Here is a 22076-nt window from a genome sequence, read left to right on the forward strand (position 1 = left end):
CACCCTCATCGAATGGCAAGCCGACTGGCTGCGCCGCGGCCTGCCACTGTCCGGCAAGCCCACCAAGTTCCAGGTCCGCGACGGAAGGTTCTGATCCACCCCATGTCTCCCACTCCCCCCGCCCGGTCCGTTCCCGGCCCTTCCGCGTCCGCGCTGGAGGCACTCGCCCACGGCGCGGTGATCCCCGCCCATCCGCTGGCCCTGCACGCCGACGGTTCCTTCGACGAGCGACGGCAGCGGGCGCTCACCCGCTACTACCTGGCCTCGGGCGCGGGCGGCGTCGCCGTCGCCGTGCACACCACCCAGTTCGAGATCCGCGAACCGGAGGTCGGCCTGTTCCGGCCGGTCCTGGAGCTGGCCGCCGAGACGATCGACGCCGAGGCGGGCCGTCCGTTCGTCAAGGTGGCCGGGGCCTGCGGGTACACGGCGCAGGCCGTGGCCGAGGCCGAGACCGCCGCCGAGCTCGGCTACGACGCGGTGCTGCTCAGCCCGGCCGTGCCCGGGGCGGACGAGAAGGGCCTGCTGGACCGGGCGCGGGCGGTCGGCGAGGTGCTGCCGGTGATCGGCTTCTACCTCCAGGAGGCCGTCGGCGGCCGGTACCTGTCGCCGGGCTTCTGGTCCGCCTTCACCGACCTGCCGAACACGGCCGCGGTGAAGATCGCCCCGTTCGACCGGTACCGCACCGCCGACGTCGTACGGGCCGTCGCCGCCGCCGACCGCGCCGGCGAGGTGGCGCTGTACACCGGCAACGACGACGACATCATCGGCGACCTGCTCACCCCGTACGAGACGGCGGACGGCACCCGGCGCTGGTTCGCGGGCGGGCTGCTCGGCCAGTGGGCGGTGTGGACCACCTCCGCGGTCGCGCTCCTGGAGGACGTCCGCAGGGCGCGCGCGGGCGACCACGAGGCGATGGTGCGCTGCCTGACCCGCCGCCCGGAGCTGACCGACGCCAACAGCGCGGTCTTCGATGTGCGGGGCGCCTTCCGGGGCTGCATCGCCGGGGTCCACGAGGTCCTCCATCGCCAGGGCCTGCTGGCGAACATCCGGTGCCTGGACCCGGCCGAGACGCTCTCCCCCGGACAGGCCGAGGAGATCAGCCGGGTGGCCGCCGCCTATCCGTGGCTGACCGACGACGCGTTCGTCGCGGAGCACCTCGATGCCTGGCTGTCCTGAGCTGCCCGACCGCCCGCACCCCACCGGCGCCGGCGGCCGCGACCGGGTGGTCGTCGCCGTGCCGCCGCGCCTGCGGGAGCAGCTCTTCGCCGCGGACGTGTGGCGGGGGCTGGAGCGGGCGGCGCAGCTGACGGTCCTGGATGACCACACCGACCGGGCGGCACTCGCCGCCGCCCTGCCGGGCGCCCGCGCGCTGATCACCTCGTGGGGCGCGCCCCGGGTCGACGCCGGACTCCTGGCCTCGGCGGACCGGCTGGAGCTGGTGGCGCACACCGGTTCGGCGGTGGCCCCGTACGTCACCGAGGACGTGTTCCGGCGGGGCATCGCGGTCACCCAGGCCGGGGACGCGATGGCCCGCCCGGTCGCCGAGGTCGCGCTCGCGTTCACGCTCGCGCTGCTGCACCGCGTCCACCGCTTCGACCACGCCCTGCGCGGCGGGGCCGAGTGGGCGGCGGCGAGCGAGGCCCCGCCGCGCCACGAGATCCACGGCAGCGACATCGGGGTGATCGGCGCCTCCCGCACCGGCCGCTCCTACATCGCCCTGGTCCGGGCCATGGGGGCGCGAGTGAGCGTCACCGACCCGTACCTGTCCGAGGCGGACGCCGAGGCGCTCGGCGTCACGCCCGTCCCGCTGGAAACGCTGCTCACCCGCAGCCGTGTGGTGGCCGTGCACGCACCGGTCACCGAGGAGACCCATCGGATGATCGGCGCCGCGCAACTCGCGCTGATGCCGGACGGGGCGGGTCTGGTCAACACCGCAAGGTCGTGGCTGGTCGACGAGGACGCGCTCCTGGCCGAGCTGTCGTCGGGCCGGCTGGACGCGGCGATCGACGTCTTCGACGCGGAGCCGCTGCCCGTGGACCACCCGCTGCGCTCCCTGCCGAATGCCCTGCTGACACCGCACCAGGCGGCCGGTACCGTCGAGTGCCGTCGGCGGCTCGGTGCGAGCGCCGCCGACGAGGTGCTGCGGCTGCTCTCCGGGCGACCCCCGGAACACGCCGTCGCCGCCGACGCCCTCGCCCGCCTGCACTAGTGCCGTGACCGGCCTCGTCCGCCCGGCAGGAGCGTCGTCCGGTGCCCGCGACCGCAGGGCGGAGGACCGTCCTCGCAGTGGGCGCGCGAGGAAGACTCCGACGACGCGGCGAGCACACGCCGTCCGCCGCGCGGCGGACCGCGGTTGGAAGACACGGCCCAGGCCCCGCCTTCCGAACCCCCGACACCCCTACCCTCAGGAGAGTTCACCTCCATGCGACTGATGCGCATCGGCGAGCCGGGCCGCGAACGCCCCGTCCTCGCCCACTCCGACGGCCGTCACTACGACCTGTCCGGGATCACCGACGACATCGACGGCACGTTCCTCGCCGCGCTCGCCGACGACCCGAACCTGGTCCCCGCCGTGTCGGCGCTCCCCGAGACCGACATCAGCGGCGAGCGGATCGGCGCCCCGGTGGCCCGTCCGTCCGCGCTGCTCTGCATCGGACAGAACTACGCGGCGCACGCGGCGGAGTCCGGCAGCGAACCGCCCGAACAGCCCATCCTCTTCTACAAGTCGCCGAACACGGTCGTCGGGCCGTACGACGACGTGCTGATCCCGCGCGGTTCGAAGAAGACCGACTGGGAGGTGGAGCTGGCCGTCGTCATCGGCCGCCGCGCCTCCTACCTGGACTCCCCCGCCGACGCCGCCGCGCACATCGCGGGCTACGCGGTCAGCAACGACGTCTCCGAACGCGCCTTCCAGCTGGAGGAGTCGGGCGGCCAGTGGTCCAAGGGCAAGAGCTGCGCCACGTTCAATCCGCTGGGCCCGGTGCTGGTGACCGCCGACGAGGTCGGCGATCCGCAGCAGCTGCGGCTGCGCAGCTTCGTCAACGACGAACCGCGGCAGGATTCCAGCACCGCGGACATGATCTTCGACGTGGCGCACCTGGTGCACCATCTCTCGCAGTACCTGGTGCTGGAGCCCGGTGACATCGTCAACACCGGCACCCCGCAGGGCGTGGCGCTCTCCGGCCGCTTCCCCTACCTGGGGCCGGACGATGTGATGGAGGTCGAGATCTCGGGCCTGGGACGTCAGCGCAGCGTCTGCCGTCCCGCCTGACGCCGACCGGACACGAGCGGCCCGTCCCGCCGGGGCGGGCCGCTCCGCCCGCGGACCCCGCCCCGGTCCGGACCGGCCTCAGTCCTCGGGGAGTTCGACCGGGGCGATGTCGTCGAAGACGTCCCCGGGGCCGGGGTTCGTCGGGTCGGTCGCACCACCGAGCCGGGTCATCACACCCCAGACGGCGTTGAGCGCGGTCTGCACGGCGCCCTCGGCCCAGCCGGCCGTCCAGGAGATGTCGTCGCCCGCGAGGAAGATGCCCTGCCGGTCGGCGGGCAGCCGATCCTGCATGAAGTGGGTGAACAGCCGCCGCTGGTACCGGTAGTGGCCCGGCAGGTTGGCCTTGAACGCCCCCATGAAGTACGGCTCGTTCTCCCACGAGACGGTCGCCGGGTTGCCGATGATGTGCTTCCTGATGTCGACGTCCGGGTAGATCTCGCCGAGCGACTTCAGCATGACCTCCATGCGCTCGTTCGCGGTCAGCGGCAGCCACTTCAGGCTGTCGTCGCACCAGGTGTACGAGAGGCAGATGACGGCGGGCCCGTCGGGGCCGTTGTCCAGGAGGTACGTCCCCCGGGTCATCCGGTCGGTGAGCGTCATCGACATGCGGTCCCGCCCGGTCGTCTCGTCCTTGTCCAGCCAGAACGGCCGGTCGACGGGGACGAACAGCTTGGACGACTCCATGTAGTGGGTGCGCTCCATCGCCGTCCAGTGGTCGATCGGGAAGAGCGCGTCGTCGCAGTCGATCTTCGAGAGCAGCAGCCAGGACTGTCCGGTGAAGATGACGGCCGGGTAGGTGCGGACGTCGCCGGTGGCGTCGGTGACGGTGATCCGGTTCCCGGCGGTACGGTGCAGCCGGGTGACCGCGGGGCGCGGCTCGCCGCCGTGCAGCGAGGACAGCGAGGTACCGAGCGGCCAGTGGACGATCTTGCGCGGTTCGCGTTCCCAGAGCCGCAGCGGGAGCTGCTGGCTGCCGCCCACGATGGAGCGGTGGTGGTCGTCCGCCTCGGCGTAGACGACGCGCAGGATCTCCAGGATGGAGTTGGGGAAGTCGGTGTCCCAGCCGCCGGTGCCGAATCCGACCTGGCCGAAGATCTCGCGGTGCTTGAACGACGCGAATGCCTCGGATGCGCAGAGGAATCCGTAGAAGGTCTGGTTGTCGAGTTCGCGGACCAGCCTCGACCAGAGCTCCCGGATGCGCGGCACGTCGCGTTCCCGCATCGCGCGGTTCATGTCCGAGAAGTCGGCGTCCTCCTCCAGGCACCGGTTCCAGGCGTCCATCACGTCGCGGTACACCTGCGGCAGGTCGTCGATGGTGCGCGCGTAGTGGGACTCGCCCTTGAGATCGACGACGGTCGACGGGGTGGCCGGGGAGAGCGGGTTGGGGAACGGCCTGGTCTCCAGGCCCACCAGGTCGATGTAGTGCTGGAGCGCGGTGGAGGAGGGCGGGAAGCGCATCGCGCCCATTTCCGCGGTGAGCGCGGGGTCGCAGCCCTCGAAGCCGACCGTGCGCAGCCGCCCGCCGATCCGGTCGGCCTCGTAGACCACGGGCCGCAGGCCCATCTTCATCAGCTCGTACGCGGCGACGACGCCGGAGAGCCCGCCGCCGATGACGGCGACCTCGGAGCCGTGCTCGGTGGCCGGAATCTGCCCGATCCCCGCGGGGTGCGCCAGGTAGTCGTCGTACGCGTACGGGAAGTCCGGTCCGAACATGGTGATGGGCTCGGCCGCTTCGGTGTGCTGGGCGGCGTTGGGCACCGTGGACGTCATGGGGTACGGACTCCTTGCACGGGAACGAGAGGTGGGACGGGGAGGGGCGGCCGGCTCAGGCGAGGGTGCCGTACAGGCCGGGGCGGCGGTCGCGCAGATACGGGTTGGTCTCGCGCGAGGCGCCCAGGAGCGCGGTGTCGACGTCGCCGACGATCAGTTCCTCGCCGCGTCCGGCACGGGCGCGGACGGTGCCGTCGGGGCCGGCCAGGCAGCTCAGTCCGACGAACTCGAACGCGCCCTCCGGGCCCGTGCGGTCGGCGTAGGCCACGTACATCTGGCTCTCGAAGGCCCGGACCGGGACGAGCGATTCGGCGACGAACTGGAACGGGTGCATGAGTGCCGTGGGCACCAGCAGCAGGTCGGTGCCCGCGAGGGCGTGCGCGCGGACGTTCTCCGGGAATTCGACGTCGTAGCAGATCAGGATTCCGAGGCGGACGCCGTCCAGCTCGGCCTGGACGACGGGCTGCTCGCCCGGGGTGAACCACTCCTGCTCGAAGTCGCCGAAGAGATGGGTCTTGCGGTAGTCGGCGAGCGCGGCCCCGTCCGGGCCGACGAGCCGTGCGGTGTTGAAGACCCGCTCGCCCGAACGCTCCGGGTAGCCGTACAGGACGGCGAGCCCGTGCCGGGCGGCGATCGCGGCGACCGCGTCGGCGGAGGGTCCGTCGGCCGGCTCGGCCAGCCGGGCCACATCGGCGCCGATCGCGTAGCCGGTCAGGAACAGTTCGGGGCAGACCATCAGCCGGGCCCCGGCGTCCGCGGCGCGCCGGGCCGCGGCGTCGAGCGCCGCCAGGTTCGTGTCCACGTGCCCGGGGCGTCCGGAGCTCTGAAGCAGGGCGGTGCGCAACGACGGCATGGCTGACCTCGGGCGATGGGGCGGGACGGGACGTATCGACCGTACGGTCCGCCGCTCGGGACGGACAAGGCGCGACCGTTGCGCATCGACCCTTGATCCATTGCGCACCCGGGCGCGACTGCGGCGATTCGTTGCACGGCACGTCTTCCTGGCCCCGCCGGGTGGCGCGGGTCCCGGCCGGCGGCCCGGGCGGCACCCGCCTACTGCGGCGACCCCGACGAGTACCGTCGCAGCAGCGGCGACAGCACCAGCACGGACTTGGTGCGCTCCACGTACGGCTCGCCCGCGATCCGTTCGAGCACCTGCTCGAAGTGGCGCATGTCCGCGGCGAAGACCTGCACCAGCGCGTCGGCCTCGCCTGTCACCGTGGACGCCGACGCGACCTCCGGATAGCGCTCCAGCCCCTGCTTGATCGCCTCCGGGGAGGTGTTGCGGCTGCAGTAGATCTCGATGTAGCCCTCGGTCTCCCATCCCAGCGCCGCCGGATCGACCCGCACCGTGAAGCCGGTGATCGCCCCTTCGGCCCGCAGCCGGTCCACACGGCGTTTCACCGCGGGGGCGGAGAGGCCGACGAGCGCGCCGATGTCCGCGTAGGAGCGCCGGGCGTCTTCGGCGAGGGCGTGGACGATGCGTTCGTCGAGGTCGTTCAGGCGCACTTCGGGCGGTTCACTTCTCTGCGATGGCCGGTTCGGGGGCGGCACCGGGCCGCCCTCCGAAGTAGACCACGCCGCCGCCCCGCCGGGCGCACCCGGCGGGGCGGCGGGAACGGGTACCGCGCCGGAAGCGCGGACTCGTCAGAACGGGAACTGCGAGCGGCCGTACTGCACCGAGATCCACTTCTGGGTGGTGAACGCCTCGACCATCGAGTCGCCGTTCAAGCGGCCGAGACCGGAGCTCTTCTCCCCGCCGAACGGGACGATGGGCTCGTCGTGGACCGTGCCGTCGTTGATGTGGATCATGCCGGTGTGGACGCGCTGCCCGATCCGCACGCCGCGCTCGATGTTGCTGGTGTGCACCGCGCCGCTCAGCCCGTACGGGGTGTCGTTGGCGATGCGCACCGCCTCGTCCTCGCCGTCGAACGGCACGATGAGCGCGACCGGTCCGAACAGTTCCTGGGACAGGACGGGGGAACCGGCGGGCAGGTCGGTCAGCACGGACGGGCTCACCAGGTTGCCCTCGGCCCGGCCGTGCAGCAGGGCGGTCGCCCCGTCCTCCACCGCCTGGTCGACGAGCGAGGTGATCGCCTCGGCCTGGGTGGCGTTGATCAGCGGGCCGATCACGGTGTCCGGGGCCGCCGGGTCGCCGACCGGCAGGGACGCGACCTTGGCGACGAACTTCTCGGTGAACTCCTTCTCCACCGCCCGGTCGACGAGGATGCGGTTCGCGGCCATGCAGACCTGGCCCTGGTGCACGTAGCGGCTGAAGACGGCCGCGTCCACGGCGTAGTCCAGATCGGCGTCGTCGAGGACGATCAGCGCGCTGTTCCCGCCGAGTTCCAGCACGGCCCGCTTGAGGTGGGCCGCGCACACGGTGGCGACGTGCCGCCCCACCTTGTCGGAGCCGGTGAAGGAGATGACCTGCGGGATGGGGTGCTCCAGCAGCGTGTCGCCGATCTCGGCGATGTCGGTGACCACCACGTTGAGGAGCCCGGCCGGCAGCCCCGCGTCCTCGAACACCTTCGCCACCAGCGTGCCACCGCAGACCGGGGTGTTCTGGTGCGGTTTGAGCACCACGGCATTGCCCAGCGCCAGGGCGGGGGCGACCGACTTGAGCGACAGCAGGAACGGGAAGTTGAAGGGGCTGATCACGCCGACGACGCCGACCGGCACCCGGTAGACGCGGTTCTCCTTGCCCTCGGTCGGCGAGGGCAGGATCTGCCCGGCGGGCCGCAGCGCGAGCTGGATCGACTCCCGCAGGAACTCCTTGGCGAGATGCAGTTCGAAGGCGGCCTTGAGCCGGGTGCCGCCGAGTTCCGCGACGATCGCGTCGCTGATCTCCTCTTCGCGCTCCTCGACGATGCGCAGCGCCCGCTCCAGCACCATGCGCCGCGCGTACGGGTTGGTGTCGCCCCAGGCGCGCTGGGCGATCTCGGCGGAGCGGAACGCCTGGTCCACCTCGTCGGCCGTGGCGACCGTGATCGAGGCGAGCTTCTCCCCGTTGTACGGATTGAAGTCGATGATGTCCCAGGACCCCTTGCCCGGCCTCCACTCTCCGTCGATGTACTGGTGGGCCAGGTCAGTGAAGAAGGACATGAGATCCCTTACCGCAGAGAGGCGGACAGCTGATTACCGTTCATACTACTGAGGGGCTCGGGAAGTTGGAGCTGCCGACCACGCCACCGGGCCGCAATCGGACAACCGCGCCCGCGGTGTCCGCCGGAAGACAATCGCCCCCCACGGCGTGAACGGCCGTGAGGGGCAACGGTGTTGCAAATGACGCCTGATCAACTCCAGCTGGCGTGCAGCGGCTTGCCCTCGGCGTACCCGGCGGCGCTCTGCACCCCGACGACCGCCCTCTCGGCGAACTCCTCCAGGGACGCCGCACCGGCGTAGGTGCAGGAGGAGCGGACGCCCGCGATGATCGAGTCGATCAGGTCCTCCACGCCGGGCCGGGCCGGATCCAGGAACATCCGCGAGGTCGAGATGCCCTCCTCGAAGAGCGCCTTGCGGGCCCGGTCGTACGCCGACTCGTCCGAGGTGCGGTTCTTCACGGCGCGCGCGGAGGCCATGCCGAAGGACTCCTTGTAGAAGCGCCCGTCGGCGGACTGCTGGAGGTCGCCGGGCGATTCGTACGTCCCGGCGAACCACGAGCCGACCATCACGTTGGACGCGCCCGCCGCGAGCGCCATCGCGACATCGCGCGGGTGGCGGACGCCGCCGTCGGCCCACACGTGCTTGCCGTACTTCTTCGCCTCGGCGGCGCATTCGAGGACGGCGGAGAACTGCGGCCGGCCCACCCCGGTCATCATCCGGGTGGTGCACATGGCGCCGGGCCCCACACCGACCTTGACGATGTCCGCGCCGGCCTCGACGAGGTCGCGCACCCCCGCGGCGGCGACGACGTTGCCCGCGACGAGCGGCACCTGCGGTCCGAGCGCCCGGACCGCCCGGACCGCGTTGATCATGGACTCCTGGTGGCCGTGGGCGGTGTCCACCACAAGCGTGTCGACGCCGGCGTCGAGCAGCTGCTTGGCCTTGCCCGCGACATCGCCGTTGATCCCGACCGCGGCGGCGATCCGCAGCCGCCCGGCGGCGTCGGTGGCGGGGGTGTACAGGGTGGCACGCAGCGCGCCCTTGCGGGTGAGGATGCCGACGAGCCTGCCGTCCGCGTCGACGGCAGGGGCCAACTTGCGGTGGGCCCCGTCGAGTTCGTGGAACGCGTCGCGCGGTTCCATGTCCGCGTCGATCAGCTTCAGGTCCCTGGACATGACCTCGGAGAGCTGGGTGAAGCGGTCGACGCCACCGAGGTCGTGTTCGGTGACCACACCGACGGGCCGGTGCTCCGCATCCACGACGACACCCGCGCCGTGCGCGCGCTTGGGCAGCAGGAACAGCGCGTCGGCCACCGTCTGGCCGGGCGTCAGCACGATCGGCGTGTCGAGGACCAGGTGGCGTGTCTTCACCCAGGAGACGACATCGGTGACGACATCGATCGGGATGTCCTGCGGGACGACGACGAGTCCGCCTCGACGGGCGACCGTTTCGGCCATCCGGCGGCCCGCGATAGCCGTCATGTTCGCCACGACCAACGGGATGGTGGTGCCGGTGCCGTCGGGTGAGGAGAGGTCGACACCCTGGCGGGAACCGACCGCCGAGCGGCCCGGGACCATGAAGACGTCGTCGTAGGTGAGGTCGTACGGGACCGAGGGGGACTCTGTGTAGCGACCGGTGCCGGGCTCAAGAAAACGCATGATGCTCATTTTTTCACACGAAACGGCGCAGGTCGCCTCCCCGAAGGCACAGCAAATCACCTCCGCGCTCGTATGTTCCTCCAAAAAAAGGGGATGCGGAGGTTTCGGACGGAACGGATCCGCCCGCTCACACAGTGTGCCCGTTGGCGAGCGGATCATGCCTGGTGCTGTCCGGAATGATTCACGATCATCATCCCTGGACCTGGCGACAAGCGGTCGGGTAGCTTCAAAACCCGCAGGTCCCGTGGGTCACCACGACGCCCGGAGGAGAAGACGGAGGCGCCACAACTTCCGTCAGAGGTACGACCGGAGAGGATCAGGACCCAGCCGTGGACAGTGAACTGCCGGACATCTACTGCCCGTTCCCCCAGCGCACGAATCCGCACGTCCCACACACCCGGGCTCATCTCAACGCCTGGATCCGCAACACCGGCCTCGTGCACCGGGATTCAGCCAGGGAGCGTTTCGAGCAGGCGGACTTCGGGGCCTTCGTCGGCATGGTGTATCCGACCGCCGACGCCGAGAAACTCGACCTCGTCGCCGACTGGTTCGTGTGGCTGTTCCTCGTCGACGACCAGCTCGACGACGGCCATCTCGGCCGCAGCCCGGAGCGGGTGCGCGACGTGGTGGCCATGATGAGGTCCGTGATCGACGGCGCGGGCGCCGCGCCGTCCGGGGAGCTCCCCGCCGCCGTGGTCGCCCTGGTCGACCTGTGGGAACGTACGACTCCGCAGACCGCCGCGCACTGGCGCGCGCGGTTCTGCTGGCACCTGACCAAGTACCTCACGACCACCACCACCTGGGAAGCCGGGAACCGCGCCGCCGGTGTGGTGCCGTCCGAGGAGACCTACATCGCCCAGAGGCGCCACACCGGGGCGATCCACGTCTGCATGGACCTCATAGAGATCGTCGCCGGGATCGAGGCTCCCGAGTCGATCCACAACGACTCCCGGTTCATCACCGCGCTGGAAGCCGCGTGCAACGTCGTGTGCTGGGCCAACGACGTGTACTCGTACGAGAAGGAGCAGGTCCTCGGCGAGATCCACAACCTCGTCCACCTGGTCCGGCACCACCGCGGGTACGGCAAGCACCAGGCGCTGGAACACGTCTGCGCCGAGACCGACAGGGAGACCCGGCGGTTCCTGGCCGCGGAGGCCGAGCTGCTGAGTTCGTACCCACAGCTGTCCGGGATGCTCCTGCCGTACCTGGACGGGATGCGGAGCTGGATGCGCGGCAACCTGGACTGGTCGCGCCAGACCCCCCGCTACAACCCGGCCGACGTGGGCCAGTACGAGGCGCCGGAGCAGTACCTGGAGGCGACGGTCCTGGGCGTCGCCAAGGACTGACCTCCCCGCGGACCGCCGACCGCGTCGGTTGCTCGGCGACTTGCGGTCCGCAGGCGCGGTGGTACGGGTTCGGCGCCGACCCCACGCGGGACCGCTCCCGGCATGACCGGCCGGCCGCGCCGGGGCACCGTGCCGCTGGTGGCGCCCCGGCGGCCGGACCCCGGCCCGACCGGGCGGCACCGGTGACGATCGCCCCACCCGCGCCGTCCGGTCCGCGCCGTTCAGGCCCCGTCGGGGTCAGCCCGCTCCAGCGCCGGACGCCGCGGCGCCGCCGACTCGGTCAGCAGGTAGTCGGCCGCCGCCGTGTCCGTCACCAGGCTGGTGACCAGGCCGGAGCGCAGCACCGCCCCGATCGCGGCGGCCTTGCGCCGACCGCCCGCGATCGCCACCACCTCGGGGATCCGGCGCAGCCGGTCGGCCTCGACCGTGATGCACCGCTCCCCCAGGTCCCGGCCGACCCGGCGCCCCTCCGTGTCGAAGAGGTGGGCGGACATCTCGGCGGCGGCGCCGAGCGAGGCGTAGTGCGCGCGCTCCTCGTCCGTGAGCATGTCGTGGACGGTGGAGATGCCCGGCTCCCAGGAGCCGATGGACACCGCGGCGACCGTCACCTTGTCGAAGTACTCGAAGGCCCGGGCGATACCCGTCTGGTGGCGCAGGGCGGCGGCCGTGGCCGGGTCGGGGAGCAGCATCGGCGCGTAGATCGGATGTGCCTCGCCGCCCGCCACCTGGGCGGCCCGCCGGACCGCCTCGACCGAGCCCCGTTCGGCGGTCCCGGCGTCGTACACGCCGGTGAGCTGCACGACGGTGCACGGGGGCAGCCGGTCGAGGGCGGCGGCCATGTGGATCGTGGACCGGCCCCAGGCGAGGCCGAGCACATCGCCCTCGGTCACCAGTTCGCCGAGCAGATCGGCCGCGACCTCGCCGAGGTTCTCCGGGTCGGGTGCGTCGTCCGGCTCCTCCGCGGGCGATTCGACGACCACCGCGTGCCGCAGTCCGTAGCGGGCCCGGAGCGCATCGGAACGTTCGGCGTCCAGTTCGGCGGGGACACGGATCTCGATGCGCACGAGGTCGCGTTCGAGCGCCGTCTCCAGGACCCGGGCCACCTTGAAGCGGCTGACACCGAACTCCTCGGCGATCTGGATCTTCGACTTTCCCTCGAGGTAGAAGCGACGGGCCATGGCCGCCGCCTGCACCAGCTCCGCGGGCCCCATCCGCAGGGCGGACCGTCCCGCCGACATTGCAGACACCGCGTTCTCCTCACTGCTCTTCACTCTCTCGATACGCCGTTCATCCTGTCAGATTCGGCGATCCCTGCTCGGTCCCGTCGGACCGCGTTCATCCGCCCTTGGCCGGGCGGACTTCCGTTCGGGGCCGGAGCGTTCTCCGGCCGTGGCCCGGATCAGTGGTGGCAGGCCCAGGCGGCCGAGGCGGTGGCCGTCTCGGCCTGGGCGCGCAGGGCGCGCACGGCCTCGGCGGGGTCCTGGGCCCCGTACACCGCCGAGCCGGCGACGAAGACGTCCGCGCCCGCCTCGGCGCACCGCTCGATGGTGGATCCGGAGACGCCGCCGTCGACCTGGAGCCAGAGTTCGAGCCCGTGCTTGGAGATCAGCTCACGGGTGCGGCGGATCTTCGGCAGCATGATGTCGAGGAACGCCTGACCGCCGAAGCCCGGCTCCACGGTCATGATCAGCAGCATGTCGAGTTCGGGGAGCAGGTCCTCGTACGGCTCGATGGGCGTCGCGGGCTTGAGCGCCATGGAGGCGCGGGCGCCCTTGGCCCGGATCTCGCGCGCCAGCCGCACGGGGGCGGCGGCGGCCTCCACGTGGAAGGTGACGGAACCGGCTCCCGCCTCGACGTACTGCGGCGCCCACCGGTCGGCGTCCTCGATCATCAGATGGCAGTCCAGCGGGGTGTCCGTGGCGCGGCTGAGCGATTCCACGACCGGGACGCCGAGGGTCAGGTTGGGGACGAAGTGGTTGTCCATCACGTCGACGTGGAGCCAGTCGGCGCCTTCGACCGCCTTCGCCTCCTCGGCGAGACGGGCGAAGTCGGCGGACAGGATGCTGGGGTTGATCTGGGCCATGTGCCAAGCCTGCCATGCTCCGCGCCGGTTGCCCGCCCCTGCGCGGGCCAAAGCCTCACGGGATCGTTACGGTTCGCGGGCTCCGAGCGACACCATCCGCCCGATCCGGACGATTCGGCCTTCGGCAGCGGCCCGCCCGGGGTCCGCTGCCGACGGCCGCCGCGCATCAGCCGGTGCGCCGCAGCAGTGCCAGGTACATCGCGTCCGTGCCGTGCAGATGCGGCCACAGCTGGACATCGGGGCCCTCCCCGAGATCGGGCACCCCCGGCATCAGCGGGCGGGCGTCGATCCACTCCGCCCGGACCGGCCGGCCGCCGCGCCCCTTGAGCACGTCCTCGACGACGACCCGGGTCTCGGCGAGATGCGGCGAGCAGGTCGCGTATCCGACGACCCCGCCGACCCGTACCGCCGCCAACGCCTCGCGCAGCAGACCGCGTTGCAGCGGCGCGAAGCTCTCCAGGTCCTCCGGGCGGCGGCGCCAGCGCGCCTCCGGGCGGCGCCGCAGCGCGCCGAGGCCCGAGCACGGCACGTCCATCAGGATCCGGTCGAAGGTGCCCGGCCGCCACGGCGGGCGGGTGCCGTCGGCGACGACCACCTGGTACGGGCCGGGGTTGCCGGTCAGCGCGCGCTCGACGAGCCGGGCCCGGTGCGGCTGCTTCTCGGCGGCGACCAGGGCGGCGCCGCGTTCGGCGGCGAGCGCACCGAGCAGGGCGGCCTTGCCCCCGGGCCCCGCGCAGCCGTCGAGCCACCGGGCGTCGCGGCCCTCCAGCGGTGCGTGGGCGAGGGCGGCGGCCACCAGCTGGCTGCCCTCGTCCTGGACCCCGGCGCGGCCGTCCCGCACCGCCTCCAGGGCGCCCGGCTCCCCGCCCTCCGCCATCCGCACGGCATGGGGCGACCAGCGGCCGGGCCGGCCGTTCTCCTCCCCGAGGGCGCTGAGGAGCTCCCCGGTGGTGGCGCGGCCGGGGCGGGCGACGAGCGTGACCTCGGGCCGTTCGTTGTCCGCCTCCAGAAGGCGCTCGATCCCGGCCCGGCCGCCGCCCAGCGCGTCCCAGAGCGCGGAGACGACCCAGCGCGGATGCGAGTGCACGACCGCGAGATGGTCCTCGGGGTCCTCGTCGTAGGGCGGGGCGACGCGCGCCACCCAGCCGTCGAGGTCGTCCGCGGCGACCTTCCGCAGGACGGCGTTGACGAACTTGGCCCGCCCCTCGCCGAGCACCACCCGGGCCAGCTCGACGCTGGCGGAGACCGCGGCGTGGGTGGGGATGCGGGTGCCGAGCAGCTGGTGCACGCCCATGTCGAGCACGTCGAGGACCGGCGGGTCGACCTCGCGCAGCGGCCGGTCGATGCAGGCGGCGACGATCGCGTCGTACGTCCCCTGGCGGCGCAGCGTCCCGTAGACCAGCTCGGTCGCCAGCGCCGCGTCCCGGTCGTCGAAGCCGCCCGCGGCGCGGGCCTTCCTCAGCAGCGGGGGCAGGGCGAGGTTGGCGTACGCGTCGCGTTCGTCGACGGCCCTGAGCGCCTCGAAGGCGAGGAACCGGACGGGGTCCTTCTTCGGGCGGCGATGCGGCTTGGCGGGACGGCGACGCTGCTGGTCGTTCACGTGAAAGGTGCTCCGCTGGCGGTGAGGGGAACGAACCCTCCAAGCCTACGTCGCCGTGCCCGGCCGTCCGGTCCGTCAGGTGCCCAGCAGCTCGCCGTGGGCGATCCGCACCCCGCGGGCCCAGTCCGCGCCCCGCATCGGCTTCTTGCCCTGCGGCTGGACCCAGAGCAGTTCGACGGCGTGCGACCCGGTGCCCACGTACACGTTGTTCTTCGCCGCCGACAGTTCGCCGGGCGCCAGGTCCGCGCGGTCGATCACCGGCGTCACCTGGACCAGCTTCAGGCGCTCGCCGCGGAACACCGTCCACGCACCGGGAGCGGGGGTGCAGCCGCGCACCACCCGGTCGACCCGCAGGGCGGGCTCGGACCACCGCACCTGGGCGTTCTCGACGGTGATCTTCGGGGCGAGGCTGACGCCGCCGTCGGGCTGCGGCACGGCGTGCAGGGTGCCGTCCTCGATGCCGTCCATGGTCGCGGCGAGCAGCCCCGACCCGGCGAACGCCAGGCGGGTGAGCAGGTCGCCGCTGGTGTCGGTGGGACGCACCTCCTCGGTGAGGACCCCGTACACCGGGCCGGAGTCCAGACCCTCCTCGATCAGGAAGGTCGACGCGCCGGTCACCTCGTCCCCGGCCATGATCGCGTGCTGGACGGGGGCCGCGCCGCGCCAGGCGGGCAGCAGCGAGAAGTGCAGGTTGACCCAGCCGTGGGCGGGCACGTCGAGCGCGTCCCTGGGCAGCAGCGCCCCGTAGGCGACGACCGGGCAGCAGTCCGGTGCGATCTCCCGCAGCCGCGCCAGGAAGTCCTCGTCGCTCGGCCGGGCGGGCTTGAGCACCTCGATCCCGGCCTCCTCGGCACGCTCCGCGACGGGGCTGGCGACCAGCCTGCGGCCCCGCCCGGCCGGTGCGTCGGGCCGGGTGACGACGGCCGCCACCTCGTGCCGGTCGGAGGCGATCAGGGCGTCCAGGGCGGGAACGGCGACCTCGGGGGTGCCTGCGAAGACGAGCTTCATGGGTGGCTGACTGCCTCTCGGCCGGAACGTACGGTGAAGGTCGGTGCGTGGTCGACCGGGACCGGGGGACGGCGTCTTCCCCGCTCTCCGGTCGGGCCCTCAAGTCTATGGGCCCGGCGCTCGGGGGGCGTACGCGTGACCGTGCGCCCCTCGGGGATGCGCTCGCGCCCCTGCACGTGACCAGATCAGCGACTGCCGCGTTGGTCAAGAGAGATTGACCGAAGCGGGCCGCCACGGTGCGGCCCGATCCCTTTCAACGCCGGTTCGAGAGGCTTCTTCATGGCCGACCACGCAACCCACGACGCCCAAGCGCGGGCCAGTCTGCATCTGTTGGTGCGGGACATCGAGCGGGTCCGGCGGCAGGTGGACGCGCTGCGCACGCTCACCGCCCAACTGGGCAACGTCTACCGACCGCGCCGCTCCGGCCCGTCCACGGGCTTCGTCGTCTACGGCAGGGCCCCGGCCCCCACCGTCAGACTGGCCCAGGAACTGCGCGACAGCGTCGAGACCCTGGTCACCGCGGCGGTGGACTTCGACCGCTCACTGGGTTTCTCCTGGGACGCGGTGGGCTCCGCCCTCGGGGTCACCAAGCAGGCGGTGCACCGCCGCTACGGCGCTCGCCGCAACGCCCGGCCGACGGGGGCGGCCGAGGCCGCGGCGGACACGCCCGTGCCACGCCCGATGCCCTTGGCCCCCGGCGCGGGCGGCGCACCGTCCGTGCCCGCCGCCCGTTCCATGCCCCCGCAGCCCTCGGTGGACCGCCAGGTCCTGCGCGACGACCTGCGCCCGGGGGTCTTCCCCGGCCCGCGCAACGGCTGACCCCGTCCACTGCCCCGCCGCGCCCGACGCACGGCGGGGCAGCCGCGCGTCCACCGCCGTACGCCGCGCGCCCGGCTCCGGAATCCGCGTCGCTCGCCGGCATGGCGGGCACCGGCCCGCGGGGGTGCCGAGCGCCCGCGAGGCGTGCGGCCCGGAAGCCGTCATCGGCCGATCGTGGCGGGCACCGGCCGAGCGCCCGGAAGCCCGCCCGGCCCGGACGCCGCCGCTCCCCGGCCCGTGCCGGCTCGCGGATGGGCCCGCACTGCCCCGCGGACCGGGCGTTCCCGGACCGGCACCGTCGCGGCGCGGGCACGCCCCGCACCGGCTCCGGGCCGTCAGCCGATGTCCGGCGGGTCCACCCTGATCCGGGCCTGCTCGCCGCCCCGGGAGAGCCGGGCCGCCTGCGCGGTCTTGAACGCGGCGGCCAGGGCCGCTCCGCTCCCCGGCGGAACCCTGACCAGGGCCCGCTCCCAGTGCTCCCCCGGCGGTGCGTCCCCCGGCCTGCGCGGCCTGCCCGGCTCGGCGCGCGGGAGCGGGACCGGGCCCAGCACCTCGGCCTCGGGCGGCAGTGCGGCGGCGGCGAAGAACGCGGCGAGCACGTCAGGCGAGCCCGTCACCGAGGCCATCCGGGACACCGGCGGAAAACCCAGTTCGGCCCGCTCCGCCAGCTCGCGGCGGGCATGGCCGACCGGATCCCAGCGCACCAGCGCCTGCACGGGCCGCAGCGTCGGCTCGGCGACGATCACCACCGTGCCGCCCTCCGGCCTGCCCCGTACCAGCGAGGCGGCGGCCGTCCACCGCCGCAGCGCCTCCTCCCCGGCCCGCAGGTCGGGACGCCCGACCAGCGCCCAGCCGTCCAGCAGCAGCGCCGCCGCGTAGCCGTCTTCGGCCACGGGTTCGGCGCCGGGGGTGCTGACCACGAGCGCCGGCGCGTTGGGCACCGATTCCAGGATGTGGTCGCGGCCGGAGGTGCGGACCGGCACGGCGGGGAACGCCCGGCCGAGTTCCTCCGCGGTCCTGCGGGCGCCGACGATCTGTGCCCGCAGCCCGGTGAAGCCGCAGGCGACGCAGCGCCAGTCGGTCTCGGCGTGCCCGCACCAGGCGCATTCGAGGTCCCGCCGGTCCGGCGCCTGGAGCGGCCCGGAGCAGTGGCGGCACCGGGCCGGTTCGCGGCAGCGTTCGCAGGCCAGCCGCGGTGCGTAACCGCGGCGCGGCACCTGGACCAGCACGGGACCGCCGCGCAGCCCGTCGCGCACCGTCCGCCAGGCCAGGCTGGGGAGCCGCGCCGCCCGTGCGGCCTCGTCGTCCGCCAGTTCCCCGTCGCCCACGGTGCGGACCAGGGGCGCCGCGATCCGCAGCTGCTCGCGGTCCGCGCTCAGCGGCAGTGCCCAGCCGCTCTCCACCAACTGGGCGGCCTCCACGGTGCAGCTCGTACCCCCGAGGAGGAAGGCGCACCGGGTGTGCGCCGCTCGCAGTTCGAGCACCTCGCGGACGTGCGGGAAGGGGGCGTTGTCGTCGCTGTGGCTGGAGTCGCCGTCGTCCCAGACGGCCACCAGGCCCAGGTCAGCGACGGGGGCGAACATCGCGGCCCTCGTCCCCACGACCGCCCCGACGGAGCCGCGCCGCACCGCGAGCCACTCCCGGTAGCGCTTCTCGGGCCCGGAGTCGGCGGTCAGCAGGGCGTGGCGGCCCTCGCCGAGCAGCCCGGTGAGGGCCGCGTCCACCCGGCCCGCGCTCCGTCCGTCCGGGACGACGACGAGGGCACCCCGGCCGGAGGCGAGCGTCGCGGCCACGGCCACGGCGATCTCGCCCGGCCAGTGCGGTCCCGGCAGCGCCGTCCACACGGCCCGGGGCGCACCGCCCTCGGCCAGGGCCCGCAGGAACGCGGGCCCCTGTGCGTACCGCTCCCAGCTCCCCGGGGCCGGCGGGGGCGGCGGGGGCAGGGGGGCGGGCGAGGGCCTGGACTCGGCCCTGCCGTTGCGTGGCGGCACGGCCAGTTGCAGCACGTCGGCGAGGCTGCCCGCGTACCGGTCGGCGACGGCCCGCGCGAGTGCCAGCAGTTCCGGGCTCAGCACGGGTTCGGGGGACACCACATAGGCGAGCGCGGCGAGCGCCCCCGGGTAGTCGGATTCGGCGAGCCGCTCGACGAGGAAGCCGTCGACCAGTCCCCCGCCCTCGCGCCGGCCGCCGCGGATGTGGCGGGTCCCCGCCCCGAACCGCACCCGCACCCGCACCCCCGGCCGGGCGTCGGCGTCGAGTTCCTCGGGCACGGCGTAGTCGAAGTACTGGTCGAGGTGGAGCGCGCCCCTGTTGACCAGGACCCGGGCGACGGGCAGTTCCCTGGCGAGCGCGGCGTCGCGCCAGGTCCGCGGCTTGGCCCGCGGCACCTTCGCCTTCCGCACGGTCTCCCGGATCAGCGCCAGCTGCTCGGGGGCCCCGCGGCCGGGGTCGCCGGATCGCTCGTCGTCGCTGCTCACAGCCACATTCCTACCAGACCCCACGGACAGCGCACCCCGGCCGAATCCCGCCTCGGGCGGCGACGCACCGGGGAACGTCCGGGGAACGCGCCGGGGCCCGGCCACCGCGTGCGGTGGCCGGGCCCCGGCGTACGGACGAAGGGCTGCTCCCGGGCGCGCTTACAGCCCGGCGGCCTTCCGCAGCGCGTCCACGCGGTCCGTGCGCTCCCAGGTGAAGTCGGGGAGCTCACGGCCGAAGTGGCCGTAGGCCGCGGTCTGCGCGTAGATCGGACGCAGCAGGTTGAGGTCGCGGATGATCGCGGCCGGGCGGAGGTCGAAGACCTCGCCGATGGCGTTCTCGATCTTCTCGGTCTCGACCGTGGCGGTGCCGAAGGTCTCGACGAACAGGCCGACCGGCTCGGCCTTGCCGATGGCGTAGGCGACCTGGACCTCGCAGCGGGAGGCGAGGCCCGCGGCGACGACGTTCTTGGCGACCCAGCGCATGGCGTACGCGGCCGAGCGGTCCACCTTGGACGGGTCCTTGCCCGAGAAGGCGCCGCCGCCGTGGCGGGCCATGCCGCCGTAGGTGTCGATGATGATCTTGCGGCCGGTCAGGCCGGCGTCGCCCATCGGGCCGCCGATCTCGAAGCGGCCGGTCGGATTGACCAGCAGCCGGTAACCGTCGGTGTCCAGCTTGATGCCGTCCTCGACGACCTGCGCCAGCACGTGCTCGACGACGAACTCACGGATGTCGGGCGCCAGCAGCGAGTCGAGGTCGATGTCGCTGGCGTGCTGCGAGGACACGACGACCGTGTCGAGGCGGACCGCCTTGTCGCCGTCGTACTCGATGGTGACCTGGGTCTTGCCGTCGGGGCGCAGGTAGGGGATGGTGCCGTTCTTGCGGACCTCGGAGAGCCTGCGCGAGAGCCGGTGGGCGAGGTAGATCGGGAGCGGCATCAGCTCGGGCGTCTCGTCGCACGCGTAGCCGAACATCAGGCCCTGGTCACCGGCGCCCTGCTTGTCCAGGTCGTCGCTCTCCCCGCCCGCGGTGGAACCCTCGACCCGCGTCTCGTAGGCGGTGTCGACGCCCTGCGCGATGTCGGGCGACTGGGCGCCGATGGAGACGGAGACGCCGCAGGAAGCGCCGTCGAAGCCCTTCTTGGAGGAGTCGTAGCCGATCTCCAGGACCTTGTTGCGCACGAGCGTCGGGATGTCGGCGTAGGCCTTGGTCGTGACCTCACCCGCAACATGCACCAGACCGGTGGTGATCAGGGTCTCGACGGCGACGCGCGAGGTGGGGTCCTCGCGGAGCAGGGCGTCGAGGATGGTGTCGCTGATCTGGTCAGCGATCTTGTCGGGGTGGCCCTCGGTGACGGACTCCGAGGTGAAGAGACGGCGGGACACATCGCTCCCTGGGGTTGCAGCGGCTGCTGGCTGATCATTTGGCGGACGGCCGGGAGCTGCGCCCGGCACGGTCCGCGGACAGTTTATCGGTCACTTTCGTCCGGCGGACAGCGTGTCTCGCTCCTTGGGAGTTCCGATGTGACAGAAACGGCTCGTCAAGGGCTCGAACCAGCCTCTCCGCCATGCCATTCACGCCCGACTTTCCGGGAGTTTCGGGCGTGCGGGAGCAGCGGCGGCACATCGAACGAGATCTTCATCGCAGCCGCGGCGACACGAGGTCCCAGACCGTGTCGGCGAGGGCCTCCTTGGGTCCGTACGGCACCGGCGTCTCGGTGCCGTCGGCCGCGAGCACCACCGCCTCGTTGTCCTCGGAGCCGAAGGTCCTGCGCTCCCCCACCTCGTTGACGACGAGGAGGTCGCAGCCCTTGCGGCGGAGCTTGGCGCGGCCGTTGGCGAGGACGTCGTCGGTCTCGGCGGCGAAGCCGACGACGATCCGGTCCGGCCGGGCACGTTCGGCGGAGACCTCGGCGAGGATGTCCGGATTACGAACGAGCGCGATGGGCGCCGGCTCCTGGCCGTCCTTCTTCTTGATCTTGCCCTGCGCGTAAGCGGCGGGGCGGAAGTCGGCGACCGCGGCAGCCATCACGACCACGTCCGCGTCCGCGGCGGCCTTCAGCACCGCCTCGCGCAGCTGCACGGCGGTCCCCACCCGCACGACGTCGGCGCCCGCGGGGTCGGACAGGCCGGTGTTGGCCTCGATCAGGGTGACCCGGGCGCCGCGGGCGAGCGCGGTGCGGGCCAGGGCGTATCCCTGCTTGCCGGAGGAGCGGTTGCCGAGGTAGCGCACCGGGTCGAGGGGCTCGCGCGTGCCGCCCGCGCTGATCACGACGTGCCGGCCGGCCAGGTCCGGTTCGGCCGCGCCGCGGGCCAGCACCCGGCGGCAGACCTCGAAGATCTCCCCGGGGTCCGGCAGCCGGCCCTTGCCGGTGTCGGCTCCGGTGAGTCGGCCGATCGCGGGCTCGATCACGACGGCGCCGCGGCGGCGCAGCGTGGCGACGTTCTCGCGAGTGGCGGGGTGCTCCCACATCTCGGTGTGCATGGCGGGGGCGAAGACGACCGGACAGCGGGCGGTGAGGAGCGTGTTGGTGAGCAGGTCGTCGGCGAGACCGTGGGCGGCCCGGGCGAGTGTGTCCGCGGTGGCGGGCGCGACGACGACGAGGTCCGCGCCCTGCCCGATCCGGACGTGCGGGACCTCGTGGACGTCGTTCCAGACCTCTGTCGCGACCGGGTGGCCCGAAAGGGCCGACCAGGTGGCCGCCCCCACGAAGTTCAGCGCGGACTCGGTCGGGACGACGCGTACGTCGTGACCGGACTCCGTCAACCGGCGCAGGAGTTCGCACGCCTTGTACGCGGCGATGCCTCCGCTGACCCCAAGAACGACCTTCGGCTTGTCCACTGCGTCTCCCCGCACTCGGATTCGGACACCCCCATGCTGCCGCACCGCGGCCGGTCCGACGCCGCCGCCCCGGACACGTCACAGGCCCGGCGGCCGTGGC

The 22076-nt window shown here is 73.0% G+C and carries 17 protein-coding genes; 5 read left to right on the top strand and 12 right to left on the bottom strand.

Annotation, left to right across the window (positions count from 1 at the left end):
• Positions 1–102: 102 nt before the first annotated feature.
• The 3 genes from ACIHCL_RS19260 to ACIHCL_RS19270 all read left to right on the top strand — a co-directional run bounded on the left by ACIHCL_RS19260 (position 103) and on the right by ACIHCL_RS19270 (position 3271).
• Positions 103–1176: a dihydrodipicolinate synthase family protein gene (locus ACIHCL_RS19260; protein ID WP_399863228.1), complete on the top strand. Its 1074-nt coding sequence runs from the start codon at positions 103–105 to the stop codon at positions 1174–1176.
• Positions 1160–2209 (top strand): hydroxyacid dehydrogenase, encoded by a 1050-nt coding sequence (locus tag ACIHCL_RS19265; protein ID WP_399863230.1) that lies wholly within the window; start codon positions 1160–1162, stop codon positions 2207–2209. Before ACIHCL_RS19260 ends, ACIHCL_RS19265 begins: the two co-directional genes overlap by 17 nt.
• A gap of 213 nt (positions 2210–2422) precedes the next feature.
• Entirely contained in the window at positions 2423–3271 is an 849-nt protein-coding gene (locus ACIHCL_RS19270; protein ID WP_399863234.1) for a fumarylacetoacetate hydrolase family protein, read from the top strand.
• A gap of 78 nt (positions 3272–3349) precedes the next feature.
• Here the strand turns inward: ACIHCL_RS19270 and ACIHCL_RS19275 are convergent, their stop codons facing one another.
• From ACIHCL_RS19275 to ACIHCL_RS19295, 5 genes are all read right to left on the bottom strand, one after another.
• Complete coding sequence (locus ACIHCL_RS19275; RefSeq protein WP_399863237.1) at positions 3350–5041, bottom strand: flavin monoamine oxidase family protein; 1692 nt, start codon at positions 5039–5041, stop codon at positions 3350–3352.
• 55 nt (positions 5042–5096) lie between these two features.
• On the bottom strand, positions 5097–5894 hold the full coding sequence (locus tag ACIHCL_RS19280) for a carbon-nitrogen hydrolase family protein (RefSeq protein WP_399863240.1): 798 nt from the start codon (positions 5892–5894) through the stop codon (positions 5097–5099).
• A 200-nt stretch (positions 5895–6094) separates the two neighbouring features.
• Positions 6095–6550, bottom strand: coding sequence for an Lrp/AsnC family transcriptional regulator (locus tag ACIHCL_RS19285; RefSeq protein ID WP_399863242.1), 456 nt, complete (start codon positions 6548–6550; stop codon positions 6095–6097).
• A 138-nt stretch (positions 6551–6688) separates the two neighbouring features.
• Positions 6689–8146: an aldehyde dehydrogenase family protein gene (locus ACIHCL_RS19290; protein ID WP_399863245.1), complete on the bottom strand. Its 1458-nt coding sequence runs from the start codon at positions 8144–8146 to the stop codon at positions 6689–6691.
• Between the two features lie 191 nt (positions 8147–8337).
• Positions 8338–9804, bottom strand: a complete 1467-nt coding sequence (locus ACIHCL_RS19295) for a GuaB1 family IMP dehydrogenase-related protein (RefSeq protein ID WP_399863248.1) — start codon at positions 9802–9804, stop codon at positions 8338–8340.
• A gap of 329 nt (positions 9805–10133) precedes the next feature.
• Here ACIHCL_RS19295 and ACIHCL_RS19300 point away from each other — a divergent pair, with 329 nt between their 5' ends.
• Positions 10134–11150 (top strand): terpene cyclase, encoded by a 1017-nt coding sequence (locus ACIHCL_RS19300; RefSeq protein ID WP_399863250.1) that lies wholly within the window; start codon positions 10134–10136, stop codon positions 11148–11150.
• A gap of 221 nt (positions 11151–11371) precedes the next feature.
• Here ACIHCL_RS19300 and ACIHCL_RS19305 read toward each other — a convergent pair whose 3' ends face one another.
• The 4 genes from ACIHCL_RS19305 to fmt form a co-directional block, all read right to left on the bottom strand.
• Positions 11372–12388 carry a sugar-binding transcriptional regulator gene (locus ACIHCL_RS19305; protein WP_399863701.1) on the bottom strand — a complete coding sequence of 339 codons (1017 nt, stop codon included), beginning with the start codon at positions 12386–12388 and terminating at the stop codon, positions 11372–11374.
• A gap of 161 nt (positions 12389–12549) precedes the next feature.
• Positions 12550–13233: a ribulose-phosphate 3-epimerase gene (gene rpe / locus ACIHCL_RS19310; RefSeq protein ID WP_399863252.1), complete on the bottom strand. Its 684-nt coding sequence runs from the start codon at positions 13231–13233 to the stop codon at positions 12550–12552.
• 166 nt (positions 13234–13399) lie between these two features.
• The gene (locus ACIHCL_RS19315; protein ID WP_399863254.1) at positions 13400–14833 is read right to left on the bottom strand and encodes an RsmB/NOP family class I SAM-dependent RNA methyltransferase; all 1434 of its coding nucleotides are present in this window, start codon (positions 14831–14833) and stop codon (positions 13400–13402) included.
• Positions 14834–14908: 75 nt separating this feature from the next.
• Positions 14909–15841 carry a methionyl-tRNA formyltransferase gene (fmt, locus tag ACIHCL_RS19320; protein WP_399863257.1) on the bottom strand — a complete coding sequence of 311 codons (933 nt, stop codon included), beginning with the start codon at positions 15839–15841 and terminating at the stop codon, positions 14909–14911.
• Between the two features lie 279 nt (positions 15842–16120).
• Here fmt and ACIHCL_RS19325 point away from each other — a divergent pair, with 279 nt between their 5' ends.
• Positions 16121–16660, top strand: a complete 540-nt coding sequence (locus ACIHCL_RS19325) for a hypothetical protein (RefSeq protein ID WP_399863260.1) — start codon at positions 16121–16123, stop codon at positions 16658–16660.
• Positions 16661–16995: 335 nt separating this feature from the next.
• Here the strand turns inward: ACIHCL_RS19325 and ACIHCL_RS19330 are convergent, their stop codons facing one another.
• The 3 genes from ACIHCL_RS19330 to coaBC all read right to left on the bottom strand — a co-directional run bounded on the left by ACIHCL_RS19330 (position 16996) and on the right by coaBC (position 21976).
• Positions 16996–19137, bottom strand: coding sequence for a primosomal protein N' (locus tag ACIHCL_RS19330; RefSeq protein WP_399863262.1), 2142 nt, complete (start codon positions 19135–19137; stop codon positions 16996–16998).
• 159 nt (positions 19138–19296) lie between these two features.
• Positions 19297–20520 (bottom strand): methionine adenosyltransferase, encoded by a 1224-nt coding sequence (gene metK / locus ACIHCL_RS19335; protein ID WP_399863264.1) that lies wholly within the window; start codon positions 20518–20520, stop codon positions 19297–19299.
• A gap of 253 nt (positions 20521–20773) precedes the next feature.
• Entirely contained in the window at positions 20774–21976 is a 1203-nt protein-coding gene (gene coaBC / locus ACIHCL_RS19340; RefSeq protein WP_399863266.1) for a bifunctional phosphopantothenoylcysteine decarboxylase/phosphopantothenate--cysteine ligase CoaBC, read from the bottom strand.
• Positions 21977–22076: the final 100 nt, after the last annotated feature.

Source organism: Streptomyces sp. NPDC052042 (genome assembly GCF_044548345.1).
Classification (GTDB): Bacteria; Actinomycetota; Actinomycetes; order Streptomycetales; family Streptomycetaceae; genus Streptomyces.

Coding starts and splice junctions, on each gene's coding strand:
- rpe (WP_399863252.1), bottom strand. CDS start 13,233: ATGGCCCAGATCAACCCCAGCATCCTGTCCGCCGACTTCGCCCGTCTC.
- ACIHCL_RS19305 (WP_399863701.1), bottom strand. CDS start 12,388: ATGTCGGCGGGACGGTCCGCCCTGCGGATGGGGCCCGCGGAGCTGGTG.
- ACIHCL_RS19280 (WP_399863240.1), bottom strand. CDS start 5,894: ATGCCGTCGTTGCGCACCGCCCTGCTTCAGAGCTCCGGACGCCCCGGG.
- fmt (WP_399863257.1), bottom strand. CDS start 15,841: ATGAAGCTCGTCTTCGCAGGCACCCCCGAGGTCGCCGTTCCCGCCCTG.
- ACIHCL_RS19325 (WP_399863260.1), top strand. CDS start 16,121: ATGGCCGACCACGCAACCCACGACGCCCAAGCGCGGGCCAGTCTGCAT.
- ACIHCL_RS19295 (WP_399863248.1), bottom strand. CDS start 9,804: ATGCGTTTTCTTGAGCCCGGCACCGGTCGCTACACAGAGTCCCCCTCG.
- ACIHCL_RS19260 (WP_399863228.1), top strand. CDS start 103: ATGTCTCCCACTCCCCCCGCCCGGTCCGTTCCCGGCCCTTCCGCGTCC.
- ACIHCL_RS19270 (WP_399863234.1), top strand. CDS start 2,423: ATGCGACTGATGCGCATCGGCGAGCCGGGCCGCGAACGCCCCGTCCTC.
- ACIHCL_RS19265 (WP_399863230.1), top strand. CDS start 1,160: ATGCCTGGCTGTCCTGAGCTGCCCGACCGCCCGCACCCCACCGGCGCC.
- ACIHCL_RS19290 (WP_399863245.1), bottom strand. CDS start 8,146: ATGTCCTTCTTCACTGACCTGGCCCACCAGTACATCGACGGAGAGTGG.
- ACIHCL_RS19275 (WP_399863237.1), bottom strand. CDS start 5,041: ATGACGTCCACGGTGCCCAACGCCGCCCAGCACACCGAAGCGGCCGAG.